This is a genomic window from Nocardia sp. NBC_01327, from assembly GCF_035958815.1.
GTDB lineage: Bacteria > Actinomycetota > Actinomycetes > Mycobacteriales > Mycobacteriaceae > Nocardia.
Genome location: NZ_CP108383.1, coordinates 1209079 through 1226574 on the forward strand (window position 1 = coordinate 1209079; position 17496 = coordinate 1226574).

Sequence of the window (17496 nt, forward strand, 5' to 3'; positions counted from 1 at the left end):
GACCGTGCCCAGACGCCGGGGGATACTGCGATCATGTCGACCGAACCCAGCACCACACCGGCCACTGGGCGCAAGGCCCCCACGAAGTACGGTGCGGAGTTCGCATTCCGCTCGGCGGCCACGGCCGCCGGCGGAGTCATCGTCGCCGCGATCGCATTGATCGCCCTGTTCCTGCTCATCCGGGCCTGGCCCTCGGTGATGGCGAACAAGGCGAACTTCTTCACCACCTCCGAGTTCAATACCTCGGATGCGAACAATCTGAAGTTCGGTATCAAGGACCTGTTCATGGTCACGGTGCTGAGTTCGCTGTTCGCACTGGTCATCGCGGTGCCGATCGGTGTCGGTATCGCGTTGTTCCTGACGCAGTATTCGCCGAAGGTGCTGGCACGTCCGTTCTCCGCGGTGGTCGATCTGCTGGCGGCGGTGCCGTCGATCGTGTTCGGTCTCTGGGGATTTCTGATGCTGGCTCCCAAGCTGGAGCCGGTGCAGACCTTCCTGAACGACAACCTGAGCTGGTTGTTCCTGTTCAAAGACGGTGATGTCAGCATTGCCGGTGGCGGCACCATCTTCACCGCGGGCATTGTGCTGGCGGTGATGATCCTGCCGATCATCACCTCGGTGAGCCGTGAGGTGTTCGGTCTCACACCGCGTTCGCAGATCGAGGCGGCGCAGGCGCTGGGCGCCACCAAGTGGGAGGTCGTGCGGCTGACCGTGCTGCCTTTCGGCCGCTCCGGTGTGATCGCGGGTTCCATGCTCGGCCTCGGCCGTGCGCTCGGCGAGACCATCGCGGTGCTGATCGTGCTGCGCACCTCGGCCCAGGCCGGTAAGTGGTCGCTGTTCGACGGCGGCTACACCTTCGCCTCCAAAATCGCCTCGGCCGCTTCGGAATTCAGCTCGAAGCTGCCGACCGGTGCGTACATCGCCGCCGGCTTCGTGTTGTTCGCGCTGACCTTCGTGGTCAATGCACTGGCCCGGCTGGTGGCCGGCGGGAAGGTGAACGGATGACCGCCACACTGGACAAGCCGGTCAAGGCTCCGACCTTCCGGCATGTCAGCCCCGCCCGCCGCATTCGGAACAACCTGGCCACCGGTGTGGTGTGGTTGTGCTTCCTGCTGGCGCTGGTGCCGCTGCTCTGGGTGCTCTACACCGTCATCGACAACGGCTGGCACGCAATCGCTTCGCTCGACTGGTGGACGAAGTCGCAGAAGGGCGTGCTGCCGGAACAGAGTTCGGGCGGTGTGTACCACGCCATCTACGGCACCATCGCGCAGTCCGCGGTGGCCGCGGTCATCGCGGTGCCGCTGGGCATTATGGCCGCGGTCTACCTGGTCGAATACGGTCGCGGCTGGCTGGCCAAGACCACCACCTTCATGGTGGACATTCTGGCCGGTGTGCCCTCGATCGTGGCGGCGCTGTTCATCTTCGCGCTGTGGATCGGCACCTTCGGGTTCCCGCAGAGCGCCTTCGCGGTGTCGCTGGCCCTGGTGCTGCTGATGCTGCCGGTGGTGGTGCGCAGCACCGAGGAAATGCTCAAGCTGGTGCCGGACGAATTGCGCGAGGCCGCGTACGCGCTCGGAGTTCCGAAGTGGAAAACGATCGTGCGCATCGTCATTCCGACCGCCGCGCCTGGCATGATCAGCGGCATGCTGCTGGCCGTGGCGCGCGTCATGGGCGAGACCGCACCGGTGCTGGTGCTGGTCGGCTATTCCAAATCGATCAATTTCGATCTCACCAACGGCAATATGGCTTCGCTCCCGCTGCTCATGTACCAGGAGCTGGCCAATCCGGAGCCGGCCGGCCGGGCCCGGGTCTGGGGCGCGGCGCTGACGCTGATCCTGATCATCGCGCTGCTGTACCTGGCCGCCGCCGGGGTCAACAAGCTGCTCACGCGGAACCGATAGAGCGAACGGAAAAGACTGATGGCCAAGCGGATCGATCTCAAAGACATCAACATCTACTACGGCAAGTTCCACGCCGTCTCGGATGTGTCGCTGACCGTGCTGCCGCGTTCCGTGACCGCGTTCATCGGTCCGTCGGGCTGCGGTAAGTCCACCGTGTTGCGCTCGCTGAACCGCATGCACGAGGTGACGCCGGAGGCGCGCGTCGAGGGCGCGGTGCTGCTCGACGGCGAGGACATCTACGGCGCGACCGTGGATCCGGTCGGCGTGCGCCGCACCATCGGCATGGTGTTCCAGCGGCCGAACCCGTTCCCCACCATGTCCATTCGCGACAATGTGGTGGCCGGGCTCAAGCTGCAGGGTGTGCGCGGCAAGAAGGAGCTCGACGAGGTCGCCGAGCGCTCGCTGCGCGGCGCCAACCTCTGGAACGAGGTCAAGGACCGGCTGGACAAGCCGGGCGGCGGACTGTCGGGTGGTCAGCAGCAGCGTCTGTGCATCGCGCGTGCCATCGCGGTGTCCCCGGATGTGCTGCTCATGGATGAGCCGTGTTCCGCCCTGGACCCCATCTCCACGCTCGCGATCGAGGATCTGATCTCCGAGCTGAAGAAGGAATACACGATCGTCATCGTCACGCACAATATGCAGCAGGCTGCGCGCGTGAGTGATCAGACCGCCTTCTTCAACCTCGAGGCGCAGGGCAAGCCCGGTCGCCTCATCGAGATCGACGAGACCGAGAAGATCTTCTCCAACCCGTCGACGAAGCAGACCGAGGACTACATCTCCGGCCGTTTCGGCTAGGAGGTTTCCGCCTCCGTACTCATGCGCTGCCCCGGGCTCCACAGCCCGGGGCAGCGCTGTGTCACGGCCTGTGCGGCAAGGGTTTCCGGTGCGGGCTGCTTCAGTCGCGGACGGCGGCGAGCATGCGCTCCTTGCCGGAGAGAATGTGGGCCTCCATGAGGCTGCCGACGGCCGCGGCATCGGCGTGCGCGAGCCGGTCGAGGATTTCGGCGTGCTGGCAGTTCGAGGTGTGCCGCGCGGTTTCGGTTTCCAGGCCGTGGCGGCGGAACAGATGTAGTTCCTTGGAGACGTCGCCGTAGAGCTCGATCAGGCGCGGATTACCGGACAGCGCAACAAGATCCCGATGTAGCTCGACATTGCGGGGGTAGTACTCGTCGACCAGGGGAACGGCGTCGTCGAGCCGGGAAACCTTGCCGCGCAGGGCTTCCAGTGCCTCCGGCGTGGCCCGTTCGGCGGCCAGCCGGCCCGCGAGACCGAAGAGCGTGGCGCGAATGTCGTAGAGCTGGGCGGCTTCGTCCACGGAGATCTCGCGCACGAACATGCCGCGGTTGGTGCGGAATTCGACGAGGCGGCCGTATTCGAGCTGCCGCAGCGCCTCGCGGACCGGGCCGCGACTGGTACCCAGCTGCGTGGCGAGCGCGGACTCGTTGACGCGGTCGCCGCCGCGTAGCTCACCCCGGATGATCATCTGCTCGAGTTCTCCGGCGATCAGCTGGAGCAGCGAGGTGGCCTGGCGCTCGGCCACTCGCTGTTGCAGGGCGTTGATCGCCTCCACGTGCTCGGTCATGGACTCCACTCGCTTGCCGCACCGACAGATCGGAACGAATTTTCGCATAGTCAACTGTCGATTGCAAATCGTTGACAGTTGACAATATCTGCGCGCAAACTCGTTTCACCGTCCGAGCGAAAAGAAGGAGGACGGGATGAGGATCAAAGACATTCGTGCCAGTGTGCACACCACCTCGATCGATGTGCCGCTGCTGACCGAGCAGGTGCGCGGGTACGGCCGGGAGGAACAGAAGGAATTCGTCTTCTGCGAGGTGGAGACCGATGAGGGGGTCACCGGCGTCGCCCTGACGGGCCACTTCCTGGCCAGGGCGGTGGTGGTCGCGCTACACGAGCATTTCCTGCCCGCGGTCATGGACATGGACCCGCTGGAGATCGAGGCCGTCCATCAAAGGGTCTGGCGCACACTGAATCCGCGTGCCATGACGGGTGTGGTGTCCAGTGCGCTGTCACTGCTGGATATTGCGCTGTGGGATATCCAGGGCAAGGTCGCGGGTCGCTCGGTCGCCAGTCTGCTGGGCGGTGCTCGCACACAGGTTCCGGTGTACGTGACCTTCGGATTCCCGCAGTACGACCGGGAGACGTTGGCCGCCGCGGCGAGATTACAACTGGACCAGGGCTTTTCGGCCTTGAAGTCGGTGGTCGCGGTGGACCCCGGCGGCTGGCGGGAGGATGCGGCTCGAATTCGGGCCGTACGCAAGGAGATCGGCGACGAGGTCGATCTGATGATCGACGCCAACTACCTTTTCACGCCCGTCGAAGCCAAACTGCTGTGCCGTGCGGTGGAGGATCAGCACCTCACCTGGTTCGAGGAGCCGCTGCATCAGAACGACGCGCGGGCCCTGGCGGATCTGCGGGCGCACACCACGATTCCGCTGGCGGCCGGCCAGATGGAGGGGCATCGCTGGCGCCTGCGTGAGCTGGTCGAGCAGCGCGCCGTCGATATTCTGCAGCCGAACGTCTGCTACTGCGGCGGCTTCACCGAGGCCCGCAAGGCCGCGCACCTCGCGCAGATCTACAACCTGCCGGTGGCGCACGGCGGCGGCTGGCCGCTGTTCAATCTGCACACCCTGGCGGGTCTCATGAACGGCTGGCTGCTGGAGTGGCATCTCGGCATGGTGCAGGTCGGCAAGCTGCTCTTCCCGGATGCGCCGGAACCGGTCGACGGCGTGCTCACGGTCCCGGATCGGCCCGGACTCGGGCTCACCGTGGATCGGGCGGCGCTGCGCTCCACGCTCGTTCGGCCCGAGTGAATCCGGGCGGTGGGTCGCATGAGCACTACCGCACTCGATACCGCGCCGGACTCCGAGGCCCGGCCGCCGCGCTGGCGCAGAGTCCTCACCAATACCACCTTCCAGGTGCTCGTCGCGGCTGTCGCGGCGGCAATTTTCGGGATGGTCGCGCCGGCTGCGGCGTCGAATATGCAGCCGGTGGCCCAGGCGTTCATCGCTCTGATCCAGATGCTGATCGCGCCGATCGTGTTCCTGGTGACCGTCACCGGGATCGTCGCGACCGGTGGCCTGAAGGCGGTGGGCCGGATCGCGGTGCGCGCCCTGGTGTATTTCGAGATCGTCACCACCCTGGGCATGCTGATCGGCCTGCTGGCGGTCGATCTGCTCCGGCCCGGTGCGGGCGTTGCGCGTCCGGGCCACGCATCCGGTGATATCTCGAACTATGTGAAGGGGGATGCGGCGAACACCTCGTTCGGCGCATTCCTCGCGGATGTGGTGCCGGACAATGCCGTCAATGCCTTTGCGACGGGGCACATCATTCAGGTGCTCATCTTCGCGGTGCTCTTCGCCATCGCGCTGCTGCGACTGCCGATGGGCGTCACCACACCGATTCTGGACGCCTGCACCAAACTGACCGAGGTGTTCTTCCGGATGATCCGGATGATCATGCTGCTCGCACCCGTCGGCACCTTCGGTGCGGTGGCGGCCACGGTCGGCAAGTACGGCCCGGAGACCCTGACGGCTCTGATGCGGCTGGTGGCCGTTTCCGCGCTGGCCCTCGCGTTCTTCGTGATCGTGGTACTGGGTTCGGTCGCGCGGCTGGCGCGGTTCTCCCTGCTGCGCCTGATCGGCACCCTGCGCCGGGAGCTACTGGTGGTGCTCGGCACCTCCTCGTCGGAAGCCGTACTGCCGCAATTGATGCAGCGGCTGGAGGACGCCGGCTGCCGCCGCAGCGTGGTGGGCCTGGTGGTGCCTACCGGGTTCTCCTTCAACCTCGACGGCGTCGCGGTGGTGGTGCCGATCTGTGTGGTGTTCATCGGGCAGGTGTACGGCATTCCGTTGAGTGCCGGTGATCAGCTGGGCCTGTTCCTGGTCTTCCTGGTGCTGTCCAAAGGCACTGCGGGGATCAGCGGTTCGGCCTTCATCACCCTCGCCAATACCGTGGCGGCCACCGCGCTGGTGCCCGTCGCCGGGCTGGCGCTGGTGTTGTCGGTGGACCGATTCCTTTCTCTCATCAGGGCTTTGACCAATGTGCTCGGCAATGCGGTGGCCACCGTGGTCGTCGCGCGCTGGGAGCCGGACGGGCTGGATCCCGTGCGCGCGGCTGACGCCCTCGGATATCGCCCGAAAAACGTTCAAGGAGTATAGAAATGCCTCGTATCGTCGCTATTCACGAAGGCACCGTGGCGATCAGCTCGTCCATGAGCAATGCCTTCATCGATTTCAGCGCCATGGACTGCTCCATCGTCGCGGTGGTCAGTGACGTCCTGCGGGACGGAAAACCGGTGGTGGGCTACGGCTTCAACTCCAACGGCCGCTACAGCGCGGGGGAGATCCTGCGCCGCAGGGTGATTCCGCGACTCCTGCGCGCCGCACCGGAGGAGCTGGAGACCGAGGACGGCGCCTTCATCGATCCCGCGCGCGCCTGGAACCTCATGACGCGCAATGAGAAACCGGGCGGCCACGGCGAACGCTCGGTGGCCGTCGGCGTGATCGATATGGCGCTGTTCGATCTGAATGCCAAGCTGGCCGGGCTGCCGCTGTATCGATGGCTGGTCCGCCACTACGGGCTCGGCGAGCCCGATGCGGATGTATTCGTCTATGCCGCAGGCGGTTACTACGCGCCGGGCAAGGAGCCGGCGCAGCTGCAGGAGGAGATGCGGGGCTTCCTGGAGCAGGGCTACGACGTGGTCAAGATGAAGATCGGCGGTGCGTCGCTGGCCGATGACGTCAAGCGGGTCGAGGCCGTGCTGGAGGTGCTCGGCGGTGACGGCTCCCGGCTGGCCGTGGACGCCAACGGCCGCTTCGACCTCGATACCGCGCTGGCCTACGGGCGGGCGCTCGAGCCCTTCGGCCTGCGCTGGTACGAGGAACCGGGTGATCCGCTCGATTTCGCCCTGCACGCGACCCTGTCCGAGCGGTATCCCGGGCCGCTGGCCACCGGCGAGAACCTCTTCTCGCACCAGGATGCGCGCAATCTGCTCCGATACGCGGGCATGCGCCCGGACCGCGACTACCTGCAGTTCGATCCGGTACTCGGCTACGGGCTGGTGGAGTACCTGCGCATTCAAGACATGCTGCGCGCCCACGGCTGGTCCGCCCGCCGCTGCATTCCACACGGTGGCCATCAGTTCTCGCTGCACATCGCCGCTGCCCTGCGACTAGGGGGCAACGAGTCCTATCCGGGGGAGTTCCAGCCCACCGGCGGCTTCGCCGATCACGCGCTCATCGAGCACAGCCGACTCCGCCTCACCGACAGCCCAGGCATCGGCTTCGAAGACAAATCCGAGCTCTACCGCGTCTTCCGAGCCCTGCACCCCTGATATCGACTGCTGCGCCGCACCCCGGAACGGGGTGTGGCCTGCGTCATATGGGGCGCGGGGGATTGTGTGCAACTCTCGGTCACAGATAGTCTGCTCGGGTAGGTAAACCGATCGGTCTACTAAGGAGGTGCCGAGATGACGGTGTCAATGGCGAGCCGGGAATCCGGCCGGGCGACAACATCGGGGTTGAGTCAGCGGGGGCGGATCGCCGCTCTGGTGGCGATCTGCCTCGCGGAACTACTTGTGGTGCTGGACAACACGCTGGTGAATGTGGCCCTGCCGTCCATGGCGGTGCAGCTGCAGGCCGATATGAGCGGCCTGCAGTGGATTGTGGACGCATTCACGCTGGCCTTCTCGGGACTGCTGCTCGCCATGGGTCACCTCGGCGACCGGTTCGGGCGGCGGCGGTTCATGGTCGTCGGCCTGGCCGGTGTGGCGGTCATGTCGGCGGCGGGCGCGCTCTCCTCCGGGCTCGGGCAGGTCATTGCCGCCCGCGCGGGCATGGGCGTCTTCGCGGCGGTCGTCTTCCCGGCGACCCTGGCCCTGCTGATCAATATCTTCACCGAGCCGCGCCAGCGCGCCGCCGCGGTCGCGGCGTGGACGGCCATGGCCGGTATGGCCGTCGCCATCGGGCCGACCATCGGCGGCTGGCTGCTGGAGTACTTCTCCTGGCATTCGGTGTTCTGGATCAATGTCCCGGTGGCGCTCATCGCCATTGCGGCAGTGCTGCTCACGGTTCCGGAATCACGTGCCGATCATGTGGCGCGGCTGGACCGCATCGGCATCGTGCTGTCGCTGGTGGGTGTGACCGCACTGGTCTGGTCGATCATCGAGGCGCCCAAGCACGGCTGGCTATCGGCGCAAAGCCTTGCGGGATACCTGCTTTCGATCATCACCCTGGCGGTGTTCGTGGGCTGGGAGCTGCGGGTGGCGACGCCGGTGCTGAATATGCGGCTGTTCCGCAACCGCCGGTTCGCGCTGCCCTCGCTGGCGATCACCGTCTCCTACTTCGCCGCCTTCGGCTTCCTGTTCCTGATCACCCAGTACTTCCAGGGCGTGAAGGAGCTGACGCCGCTCGAATTCGGCATCCACTCACTGCCTTTCGCGGTGGCGGTGGGATTCGGCGCGCCGATCGCGACCATGATGGCGCAGCGGTTCGGCACCACGGCCATGGTGGTGAGCGGGTTGCTCATTCTCGCGGTGGCCATGTACATCGCCGGGCGCACCACGGTCGACACCGAGTACGTGGGACCGGTGGTCGTATCCATGATTCTGATGGGCCTGGGCTTCGCGGTGGTGCAGGGTCCGGCGACCGAATCCATCATGGGCTCCGTGCCTTTGGACGAGGCGGGCGCGGGTTCGGCGGTCAACGACACCACGCGTGAGGTGGGTGGCGCGCTGGGCGTCGCCGTGCTGGGTTCGATCATGACGTCGATCTATGCCGCGCACGTGAGCGGCCGGATCGCCGGGATTCCCGCGCAGATCATGAATCCGCAGCAGAAGGAATTGGCGAGCAATACGCCGATCAGCGTGCTGGAGATCGTGAAGACACCGGTGAATCCGCTACTGGCCCCGGCGAAAGCGGATCTCATCCACGCCATGAAGGTCGCCGCGCTGGAAGGCTCGCAGGTCGCCTCCTATGTCGCGGTGGGCACCCTGGTGGTGGCCGCGATCGTGGTGGCGCTGGCACTGCCGTGGCGAGCCGAACGACTCCCGTCGGTACTGCTGGGCTGGCGCGAGAACGATACCGCGGCAGCCGATCCGGCCGACGCGGCGTCCGATCCGGCAGCTGCGGAGTCCGATCCGGCAGCTGCGGAGTCCGATCAGGTTGGCGCAGTGGCGGATTCGATCAGCCGGTCGTGATAGACCTCCGGCGCCCGCACCGTGTCGTGTGCGAGCGCCGGAGGGCGTTCAGATCTCGCAGGGTTTCAGGGGGCTCGCCCCTGAGAGCTACGAGAGTTGTCAGATGCTTTCCTTCTCCGAATCCGGGTCGGGCGGAAGCACACCCGTGACGAGGAAGACGACGCGGCGGCCGATCTCCACCGCGTGGTCGGCGAAGCGCTCGTAGTAGCGGCCCAGCAGCGCGACATCCACGGCCGCGGCGACGCCGAACTGCCAGTCGCGGTCCATGATCAGCGTGAACAGATGCTTGCGCAGATCGTCCATCGCCTCGTCGTCATCGGTGAGCTTGGCCGCGCGATCGGGATCGCGGGTCTCCAGCACCTCTTTGGCGGTGGCGCCCATCTTGACCGCGATGCGGCCCATCTCGGCGAAGTAGCTGTTCACGGCCGCGGGGACGGCGTGATTGGGGAAGCGCCGCCGCGTCATCTTGGCCACGTGCAGCGAGAGCACACCCATGCGATTCACATCGGAGACGATCTGGATCGCGCTGACCACCTGGCGCAAATCGCCGGCAACGGGAGCCTGCAGCGCCAGCAGTGCGAAGGCCTTCTCTTCGGCCAGCTGGATCATCTCGGCGATGCGGTCGTACTCGGTGATCACCTGCTCCGCGAGCTCGAGATCAGCATTGAGCAGCGAATTGGTCGCACGCTCCATAGCCGATCCGGCGAGCCCGGCCATGCCGCCGAGCAGATCGGCGAGCTCGGCCATTTGTTCGTTGTAGATGACACGCATGAAACAAGACATTAGTGGTAGCCGCTGACCAAGTCACCAACGGTGGGTGAATCATCGGTGCCGGTTGGTTGCGGCACAGTCGCTGCACGTCGGCCGGGCGCGGCCGCCCGGCTACTTGCAGGTGTCGTCCGCCGCGTTCACATGCTCCAGGTCCGAGGGCAGTGTGACCGGTGCCGCACTGGCGCCGCCGGCATCGGCCGGCATATCGGGCAGCGGCTGGCCGAAGGCGGTCGGCGCGTGCACGGTGCCCGCGTAATCGGTGCCGAGCACCACCTCGACAATGCTGCCCAGACCGCTCGCCGGTTCCAGGGTGGCGCCCGGGATGGAGCTGGCGACGGTGGCCGCCGCGGCCTCGTGTCCGGTGGAGTAGCGGACGGTGGTCTTGGGTGAGGTGCCGTCGGCGTAATTGCCGGTGCTGTAGATCTGGAAGCCCTGATTCGCGAGTTTGGTTGCGGCGGTGGAGGCGACGCCCGCGACGCCCGAACCGTTGGAGACCTGCAGTGAGACCGTGCTCGGATCGACGGCCATCAGCTTCGGCGCGGCGACCGGCGCCACCGACGTGGTGGTGACCGGATCGGGCTTCTTCTCACCGGGCAGCGGCTGGTCGTCGATGATGGCGGTGAAGATGGCCTTGATATCGGATTCGCGCGGAATCTCATTGCCGTAGGACGTGGTTCCCGCGGTGGGCGCGGTCAGGAAGGTGATGGCTCCGGCATCCACCTTCTTCATGGATTGCCCGAGCATGAGCAGATCCTTGGTGCTCACATGGTCCATGAACGAGTGCTGGGCGAAGGCGTCGATGAAGCCGTTCAGCTTGCCCGGATCGAAGAGCACCTTGCTGGAGAGCGCACTGCGCAGCAGTGAGGACAGGAAGCGCTGCTGCCGGTTGATGCGGTCGTAGTCGCTGCGTTCCTCACCCTGCACGTGCCGGGCGCGCACATAGTCCAGAGCCGTGGAGCCGTTGATGATCTGCTTGCCCGGGGTGGTGAGCACCGTGCCGAGAATGTCGTCGACGAGCGGTTTGGTGGTGCAGACCTCGACGCCGCCGACCACGTCCACCATGGATTCGAAACCCGAGAAGTCGATGCCGACAAAGTGGTTGATCTTGAGCCCGGAGAGTTTGGTGATCACCTTGGTCAGGCATTTCGGCCCGCCGAGCGCATAGGTGGCATTGAGTTTGTCGCCGATGGCGGACGGGAAGTTCTCACCGGTGTAGGCGGCCTTGTCATTGTTCCAGCCTTCGCAGACCGGACGGCTGACATCGAGATCGCGCGGGAACGATACGGCGACCACGCGCGCCCGGTTGGCCGGAATGTTCACCAGCATGACGGTGTCGGACCGGGCGCCCTCGGCATCGTCCTCGGTGCCCGCGCCGAGTTGGGAGTTGGCGCCGGCGCGGGTATCGGTGCCGACGATGAGGAAGTTCTCGTCACCGGTCTGGCCGTCGGCGTCGACCACATCGGGGGAATCGGGTTCGAGCGCGGACACCTGCTGGAAGTTGTTGTCCTTGGCGCGCAGGTAACTCCAGCCGCCGCCGGTGATGAGCATGGCGATGACCGCGAACATGGCGAGCGCGGCGCGACCGGCCAGCCGCAGCCGCCGATGTTTGCGCATGCGCCCGGCGGCCAAGCGGGACAACGGTTTTGCGCCGACCGGGGCCGGTAGTGCGGTGGCCGGCGGCGGTGTGGCCGCTGGGTCGGCGGTCGGCAGCGCGGTGGTCGGATAGTCGGCGGGCGATTCGACCTGTGCGGTGACGCGAATCGGCTTGGGGCGCTTGGCCCGCGGCGGCGTCGCGACCGGGGGTGGGGGTAGCTCCTCGGTGATCGGATCGGCTGTCGGATCGGTGCGCTGGGATCCGTTGGCGTTCAACGACTCCGGCGGCACGGTGCGCTGTGCACCGGCGCCCTCGTTCGAGTGCCGGGAAATGCTGGGGGAGAAGTGATTCGGCGGTGCCGCCCGCTTCGGTCCCGGGCCGGGCGCCTCGGGCGCTGCCGGTCGTCGTGCACCGGCGGCCTCGGGCGGGGCCGGGCGGCGGGTACCGGCGGCGTCGGCGCCGGATTGTGCTGGGCGCCCGCCGGTCTCCGGCGTCTCGTCATCGCGGCGGCGGCGCCGGGTCTTGCGTTCGCTGTCCACGCGTTCGACCAGATCCTGCACCGAGATGGGCGCGGATTCCGGATCGGGATTATCGGTGTGCCGGGATCGGCGGGAGGCAGGCGGTCGATCATCGTCGGCGTCCGCGGGATAGCGCTCCCACGGGGCGCGACCTCCGGGCCGTGGCGTACGCCCGTACCGATCGTCACCCACCAGCGGACCTCACTTTGCTTTTCGATGCCGACCGTCATGATAACGATTTCGCCACGATGGACCACCCGGACCGCACTCGCCCGGGTCTGGCTCGCCCTGTTCCCAGTCCCGCCACGCCGAGGCTCGGAGGCCGATTCTCGGCGAGTCGAGCGGCAGCACGGCAGGCTGTTCCGGAGCAGTCTGCCAGGGCGGTGACCCTCGGTCGGGGAACATGGTCGGCGCGGTCACCGGCGGTGGCGCTGACCTGCGCTTCTCATACCGGTCGGCAGCGGTGGCGGGGTCGGCCGGGGGAGGCGTGAATCCTCAGCCGCCGCTGTGCATTACGTCGGCGGCGCAGGGCACGGTGGGATCCTCGGGATCGTCGAGCCAGCCCTCGGGCAGGGCGACCTTGCCGGGCGAGCCCTGGCGTCCGCGCGGGCCCTCGGCATCCTTCGGGAACGGCACGGTGGGGTCGAGCTGCCCGATCAGTTCGATGAGCCGGTCCATGCTGCTGACGGTGGCGAAACTGCGCCGCAGGTCCCCGCCGATCGGGAAGCCCATCAGGTACCAGGCCATGTGCTTGCGGATATCGCGCATGGCCTTGTCCTCGCCGTCGTGCGCGACGAGCAGTTCGGTATGCCGCCGCAGAATCTCGCCGACCCGGCCCAGATTCGGCGCCTCGGGCAGCGGCTCACCGCGCAGTGCGGCCTGCAGTTCGGCGAAAAGCCAAGGGCGGCCGAGGCATCCGCGTCCGACCACGACGCCGTCGCAGCCGGTCTCGGCCATCATGCGCACCCCGTCGGCGGCGCTGAAGATATCGCCGTTGCCCAGCACCGGAATGCTGGTGATGGTTTCCTTGAGCCGCGCGATGGCGCTCCAGTCGGCCTCGCCGGAGTAGCGCTGGGCGGCGGTGCGGGCGTGCAGGGCGACGGCGGCCGCGCCCTCACCCTCGGCAATGCGCCCGGTGTCGAGGTAGGTGTGGTGCTCGTCGTCGATGCCGATGCGGAATTTGAAGGTGATCGGCACCCCGGCGGGTTCGGCCGCGGAGACCATGGCCTTGACGATGTCGCGGAAGAGCTGCCGCTTGTAGGGCAGGGCCGCGCCGCCGCCGAGCCGGGTCACCTTGGGGACCGGGCAGCCGAGGTTGAGGTCGATGTGGTCGGCCCAGCCCTCGCCGACGATGATGCGCACGGCCTCGCCGACGGTCTTCGGGTCCACGGCGTAGAGCTGCATGGAGCGCGGGCTCTCGTCCGGCCCGAACGACATCATGTGCAGCGTCTTCTCATTGCGCTCCACCACGGCGCGGGCGGTGATCATCTCGCACACGTAGATCGAGGTGGCACTGCCGAATTCGCGGCACAGGGTGCGGAAGGCGACATTGGTGATACCGGCCATCGGAGCCAGCACGACGGGCGGATCGACCGGGTACGGTCCGATCCGCAGCGCGGTCCGGGAGGCTTCGAGCGACGTTGTCACGGCATCCATTGTCTCATCGGTACGAAAGTGCCCCGGACCACATACCCGGTCCGGGGCACTTCGCGCGTATTGCGAGGGTCAGCGGGAGACGCTTGCCAGCGACTTCTCGGCCTTGGCGGCCTCGCGGGCGAGCATGCGGTCGCGCTGCTCTTCGAACTTGGTGGCGTCCCGGCCCAGCTTCTCCAGGAAGAGGCCGAGGCGTTCGCGGGTCTCTTCGCCGCGGGCGGTGAAGTCGTCGCGCTCGAAGATGCGCCACTTCTTCAGCACCGGGTTCACGACTTCCTCCAGGTGCTGGCGGGTGTCGTAGATGCCGTGCTTGGCCATGAGCACGCCGTTGCGCCGGAAGTTGGGCATGCCCGCGCCCGGCATCTGGAAGTTCTCCAGGATGAGGGTGATGGCATCGAGGGTCTGGTCCGGCGACAGGTCGAGGGCCGCGGAGCACATGTTCCGGTAGAAGATCATGTGCAGGTTCTCGTCGGCGGCGATGCGCTGCAGCATGCGGTCGGCGATGGGGTCGTCGCAGACTCGGCCGGTATTGCGGTGCGCGACGCGGGTCGCGAGTTCCTGGAAGGTCACGTAGGCGACCGAGTACAGGAAGCCGGCATCGATCTCGGATACCTCGGCGGGAGAAGCGAATCCGTTGGTCATGTGGATCATGCGCGCCTGCTCGAGCGCGACCGGGTCGACGCCGCGGGTCACCACGAGGTAGTCGCGGATGGCGATGCCGTGCCGGTTCTCCTCGGCGGTCCAGCGGCCGACCCAGGTGCCCCAGGCGCCGTCCTGGGAGAAGTTCTCGGCGATCTCCCGGTGGTATGAGGGGAGGTTGTCCTCGGTGAGCAGGTTGGTGATCATGGCCGCCTTGGCCAGCTCGCTCAGCCGCGACTGCGACGGATCCCAGTCCACGCCACCCATTTCGGCGAAGTTGCGGCCTTCGTCCCACGGCACGTAATCGTGCGGGTGCCATTCCTTGGCCAGGGAGAGGTGGCGGTTGACGTTTTCCGCGGCAACCGGCTCCAACTCCGCCAGTAGCTCGAGTTGAGTCAGATCCTTTGCCATAAATAAGCCCTTCGTATTTCTGCGATCCAGCTGTCGTACCCTCGCCGGCCTGCCGCCGCGGCCCATACCTTACGGCACCGTAGAGTGATGTGAAACTCATCCGTGTGCCATTGCGGGGCTAGTGAGAGATGTCATAAGACGCGGCCCGCGGCGTTGTGTCTATCGCCGCGAGCCGCAGTTCGTTAGCCGCACACCGGCTCTGGGTTCTTTGTCACTTCTTGTTGCCGAGCAAACCGCCCAGAACGTTGCCGAGCACGCTGCCGGCGTTCTGGCCGACGGCCTTCCCGAGGATGTCTCCGAGACCGCCGCCGCCCTTGCCGCCGGTCGCTCCGCCGAGCAGGCTGCCGAGGATATCGCCGATGCCGCCGCCGCCACTGGCCGCGGCCTCACCGCCGGCGGCCGCGCCGCCGCCACCCATTGCCTTCTTACCAAGATAGGCGAGAACGATCGGGGCCAGCATGGGCAGCAGCTTGGCCATCAGGTCCTGGCTGTTGCCGCCACCGACATTACCGAGGGCACTGATCACGGTGTTCTTCTCGGCGCCGAAGGTCTGATCGACGATCTTGTCACCGGAGTCCGTATCCACGTGATCGATATTGACGCCGCCATCGAGGAGGCCGACGGGCTGGTTGGCGACTTCGCCCTCCAGATTCAGGCCTTCCTCGGGGTTGCCGGCCTGTGCCTGGAATCCGCCCAGGAGAACCGGAATTGCCGCATTGATGGCGTTGGTCGCGGTCGCTTCGTCGACGCCGAGCTTGTCGGCGATCTGTGCGACGGGCACATTGGAGAGCAGGTCATCGAAGGAAGTCATGAACTCCGCCTGTGGTGATGGGTCCCGGGAAAAGCCCTACTCGGCTCACGGTAGGCGAAATCCGGACAGATTGCCACGGATTCGCGGATGTGGCGGGGGGCCCGAATATCGGATCCGGGCCTCCCCGCAACTGTGCCCCCACCAGGGCTCGAACCTGGGACCTGCGGATTAAAAGTCCGTAGCTCTACCAACTGAGCTATAGGGGCGCGGTCGGTCAGTTTAGTGGTTCACCCGCCCAAGTGTTAAACGAGTATCCGATTGTGTTCCGGCAGGCCGTGTTTGCGCTGGTCATCCCGTTTTGCGCGGGGCGTGTCGGACTGGTCCGCGGGCGTTGCGCGCGTGTCGCGGCAGTCGGGCGGGTGACGCGCCGTGCCGATCGGCTGACGGGGTGTGCCGATCCCTCACGCTTCGGCGGAATGGGATGGGGTCTCGGGGGGACCATGAGGGGCTGTGAGGGTTCGGACCGGTCGGTGGGGACTGTGACGGCATGGGCTCGCGCGCCGGGGGCGGAGGCGTGGGCCGGACGAGGGGTGCGACCCGCCTCCGTCCGGCGGCGGGCGATGGCCGGGCGCTCGGCTGCGCATGCCGGAACCGCCCGCTGTACTGCTCCGGGGCAATCGCCTTGCCACTCAGATTGTTTCGATTCGCCTGATTGTGAATATCATCCAATGGTGATGTGTGGCAAGCATTTTGGTGCGGGGGGTGGGGACCGGGTAGCACCGGCGCCGAGTTGGCGGCGTCGGGCCGGTGGTGATGCCGCGTGGGCCGGGGTGGGTGCCGCGGATGTGTCCGGTATGCCGAACTTCCGTGGGATATGGGCGAATTCGTCTTTTCGGACCATTCACCCAGCCGATAGCTGGGGAATTGCGGCTTTCGATAGGGGGCGTGCTGGCTAACTGACTCTCCGGTACACCTCACGCAGGGTGCACATTCCGGGTACGGTGACCGACTGGTGAATTCCTGAAGAACCGGGATTGCCCCGGCAGCACGGGATTCGGCTTATCGTTGAAGTGCCCGAACGTGTCGCGAGCGGTTCCGGCCGATCGTGGCTCCAATAGATCAGGCTGCGGGAGGCGGATCCAGACGACGAGAACGCCCGGGTGCGCACCCCCTGCGGCGCACCCGGGCGGGAAAAACTATACCAGTTGGTGTGTTTCAAGTTTTTCGCGCTTTTTCGTACCAAAAGTTTGGTAATTCGGGCGAAGCCCGTTTTGAAGTATTTGAAAGACACGTAACTTTGCGTCGAGGGCGCCCCATGGAACTCCAGGGGTAGCCAGCGGCGGTAGCTAGCTTCGGAGGCGTTTCGAGCATGGCACGGCAGCAAGAGCGGGCCCGCCGGACACGCGCGGCGATCATTCGGTCCGCCGCCGTTGAGTTCGGGAAGAGCGGCTATGCCGCTGCATCGCTCAACCGCATATTGGAAGGTTCACGCGCCACCAAGGGCGCCATGTACTTTCACTTCGACTCCAAGGAGGACCTGGCTCGCGCGGTCTTGGAAGCGGCTGTGGACCGCTACCGCGTATCCACTGAAAGATGGCTCGGCAGAGGGGATCTCGGACCCCTGGACGTGCTGCACGGGATGATCGACGAGATCGCGCTGCGGCTGGAGAACGACATCATCATCCAGGCCGAGTTCCGGCTCATCATCGAGCCGGAGTTCTACCGTGACATCCAGGCCGGTGGCGGTCGCATTCTCGGGCGGTCGATCCGGCTGCTCGCGGTGCGCGCCACCGAGCACAAACAGTTGCGCGGCGACACCGATACCGATCGCTTCACCCGCACGCTGGCGGCGGCCCTGGCCGGCCAGCGCTATATCGCCGATGTGCTGGGTGGTCCGACCGATCTGCGTTCCCGGTTCACCGAGGCGCTCGAGATGATCGTGGAAGCCACCGCGACTCCCGAGTGGACCGAGGAGTTCCGGCGGGTCGGCTGGAAGGTCTCCGCTCGGCTGGAAGATCTCAATTTGGGAGTCTGACCAG

The 17496-nt window shown here is 66.3% G+C and carries 14 protein-coding genes and 1 tRNA gene; 8 read left to right on the plus strand and 7 right to left on the minus strand.

Annotation, left to right across the window (positions count from 1 at the left end; genetic code table 11):
• Positions 1-33: 33 nt before the first annotated feature.
• From pstC to pstB, 3 genes are read left to right on the plus strand one after another with little or no spacing between them, the layout of a single operon-like run.
• Positions 34-1005 (plus strand): phosphate ABC transporter permease subunit PstC, encoded by a 972-nt coding sequence (pstC, locus tag OG326_RS05400; RefSeq protein WP_327143505.1) that lies wholly within the window; start codon positions 34-36, stop codon positions 1003-1005.
• Complete coding sequence (gene pstA / locus OG326_RS05405) at positions 1002-1901, plus strand: phosphate ABC transporter permease PstA (protein ID WP_327143506.1); 900 nt, start codon at positions 1002-1004, stop codon at positions 1899-1901. Before pstC ends, pstA begins: the two co-directional genes overlap by 4 nt.
• A gap of 18 nt (positions 1902-1919) precedes the next feature.
• Positions 1920-2696, plus strand: coding sequence for a phosphate ABC transporter ATP-binding protein PstB (pstB, locus tag OG326_RS05410; RefSeq protein WP_327143507.1), 777 nt, complete (start codon positions 1920-1922; stop codon positions 2694-2696).
• Between the two features lie 100 nt (positions 2697-2796).
• Here pstB and OG326_RS05415 read toward each other — a convergent pair whose 3' ends face one another.
• On the minus strand, positions 2797-3483 hold the full coding sequence (locus OG326_RS05415; protein WP_327143508.1) for an FCD domain-containing protein: 687 nt from the start codon (positions 3481-3483) through the stop codon (positions 2797-2799).
• 136 nt (positions 3484-3619) lie between these two features.
• Between OG326_RS05415 and OG326_RS05420 the strand changes: the two genes are divergently transcribed.
• The 4 genes from OG326_RS05420 to OG326_RS05435 all read left to right on the plus strand — a co-directional run bounded on the left by OG326_RS05420 (position 3620) and on the right by OG326_RS05435 (position 9120).
• Positions 3620-4735: a mandelate racemase/muconate lactonizing enzyme family protein gene (locus OG326_RS05420; protein WP_327143509.1), complete on the plus strand. Its 1116-nt coding sequence runs from the start codon at positions 3620-3622 to the stop codon at positions 4733-4735.
• Positions 4736-4753: 18 nt separating this feature from the next.
• The gene (locus OG326_RS05425) at positions 4754-6082 is read left to right on the plus strand and encodes a cation:dicarboxylate symporter family transporter (protein ID WP_327143510.1); all 1329 of its coding nucleotides are present in this window, start codon (positions 4754-4756) and stop codon (positions 6080-6082) included.
• A 2-nt stretch (positions 6083-6084) separates the two neighbouring features.
• Positions 6085-7257, plus strand: coding sequence for a mandelate racemase/muconate lactonizing enzyme family protein (locus OG326_RS05430; protein ID WP_327143511.1), 1173 nt, complete (start codon positions 6085-6087; stop codon positions 7255-7257).
• Positions 7258-7392: 135 nt separating this feature from the next.
• The gene (locus tag OG326_RS05435) at positions 7393-9120 is read left to right on the plus strand and encodes an MFS transporter (protein ID WP_327143512.1); all 1728 of its coding nucleotides are present in this window, start codon (positions 7393-7395) and stop codon (positions 9118-9120) included.
• A gap of 99 nt (positions 9121-9219) precedes the next feature.
• On the opposite strand, the gene phoU is transcribed toward OG326_RS05435, so the two are convergent.
• From phoU to OG326_RS05465, 6 genes are all read right to left on the minus strand, one after another.
• Positions 9220-9891, minus strand: a complete 672-nt coding sequence (gene phoU / locus OG326_RS05440) for a phosphate signaling complex protein PhoU (protein WP_297623266.1) — start codon at positions 9889-9891, stop codon at positions 9220-9222.
• A gap of 111 nt (positions 9892-10002) precedes the next feature.
• A complete protein-coding gene (locus OG326_RS05445; RefSeq protein ID WP_327143513.1) occupies positions 10003-12195 on the minus strand; it encodes an LCP family protein in 2193 nt (730 codons plus the stop codon).
• A 303-nt stretch (positions 12196-12498) separates the two neighbouring features.
• The gene (gene dusB, locus OG326_RS05450) at positions 12499-13659 is read right to left on the minus strand and encodes a tRNA dihydrouridine synthase DusB (protein WP_442790919.1); all 1161 of its coding nucleotides are present in this window, start codon (positions 13657-13659) and stop codon (positions 12499-12501) included.
• A gap of 69 nt (positions 13660-13728) precedes the next feature.
• Complete coding sequence (locus OG326_RS05455; RefSeq protein ID WP_327143515.1) at positions 13729-14706, minus strand: acyl-ACP desaturase; 978 nt, start codon at positions 14704-14706, stop codon at positions 13729-13731.
• Positions 14707-14917: 211 nt separating this feature from the next.
• The gene (locus tag OG326_RS05460) at positions 14918-15517 is read right to left on the minus strand and encodes a DUF937 domain-containing protein (RefSeq protein ID WP_327143516.1); all 600 of its coding nucleotides are present in this window, start codon (positions 15515-15517) and stop codon (positions 14918-14920) included.
• A gap of 133 nt (positions 15518-15650) precedes the next feature.
• Positions 15651-15723 (minus strand) — tRNA-Lys (locus tag OG326_RS05465).
• 1103 nt (positions 15724-16826) lie between these two features.
• On the opposite strand from OG326_RS05465, the gene OG326_RS05470 reads away from it, so the two are divergent.
• On the plus strand, positions 16827-17492 hold the full coding sequence (locus OG326_RS05470; protein WP_297623217.1) for a TetR/AcrR family transcriptional regulator: 666 nt from the start codon (positions 16827-16829) through the stop codon (positions 17490-17492).
• Positions 17493-17496 lie beyond the last annotated feature (4 nt).

Bases quoted from the DNA above. Each gene is read 5' to 3' on its own strand.
- OG326_RS05470 (WP_297623217.1), top strand. From the start codon at position 16,827: ATGGCACGGCAGCAAGAGCGGGCCCGCCGGACACGCGCGGCGATCATT.
- dusB (WP_442790919.1), bottom strand. From the start codon at position 13,659: ATGGATGCCGTGACAACGTCGCTCGAAGCCTCCCGGACCGCGCTGCGG.
- pstB (WP_327143507.1), top strand. From the start codon at position 1,920: ATGGCCAAGCGGATCGATCTCAAAGACATCAACATCTACTACGGCAAG.
- pstA (WP_327143506.1), top strand. From the start codon at position 1,002: ATGACCGCCACACTGGACAAGCCGGTCAAGGCTCCGACCTTCCGGCAT.
- OG326_RS05455 (WP_327143515.1), bottom strand. From the start codon at position 14,706: ATGGCAAAGGATCTGACTCAACTCGAGCTACTGGCGGAGTTGGAGCCG.
- OG326_RS05435 (WP_327143512.1), top strand. From the start codon at position 7,393: ATGACGGTGTCAATGGCGAGCCGGGAATCCGGCCGGGCGACAACATCG.
- OG326_RS05460 (WP_327143516.1), bottom strand. From the start codon at position 15,517: ATGACTTCCTTCGATGACCTGCTCTCCAATGTGCCCGTCGCACAGATC.
- OG326_RS05420 (WP_327143509.1), top strand. From the start codon at position 3,620: ATGAGGATCAAAGACATTCGTGCCAGTGTGCACACCACCTCGATCGAT.
- OG326_RS05425 (WP_327143510.1), top strand. From the start codon at position 4,754: ATGAGCACTACCGCACTCGATACCGCGCCGGACTCCGAGGCCCGGCCG.
- phoU (WP_297623266.1), bottom strand. From the start codon at position 9,891: ATGCGTGTCATCTACAACGAACAAATGGCCGAGCTCGCCGATCTGCTC.
- OG326_RS05430 (WP_327143511.1), top strand. From the start codon at position 6,085: ATGCCTCGTATCGTCGCTATTCACGAAGGCACCGTGGCGATCAGCTCG.
- pstC (WP_327143505.1), top strand. From the start codon at position 34: ATGTCGACCGAACCCAGCACCACACCGGCCACTGGGCGCAAGGCCCCC.
- OG326_RS05415 (WP_327143508.1), bottom strand. From the start codon at position 3,483: ATGACCGAGCACGTGGAGGCGATCAACGCCCTGCAACAGCGAGTGGCC.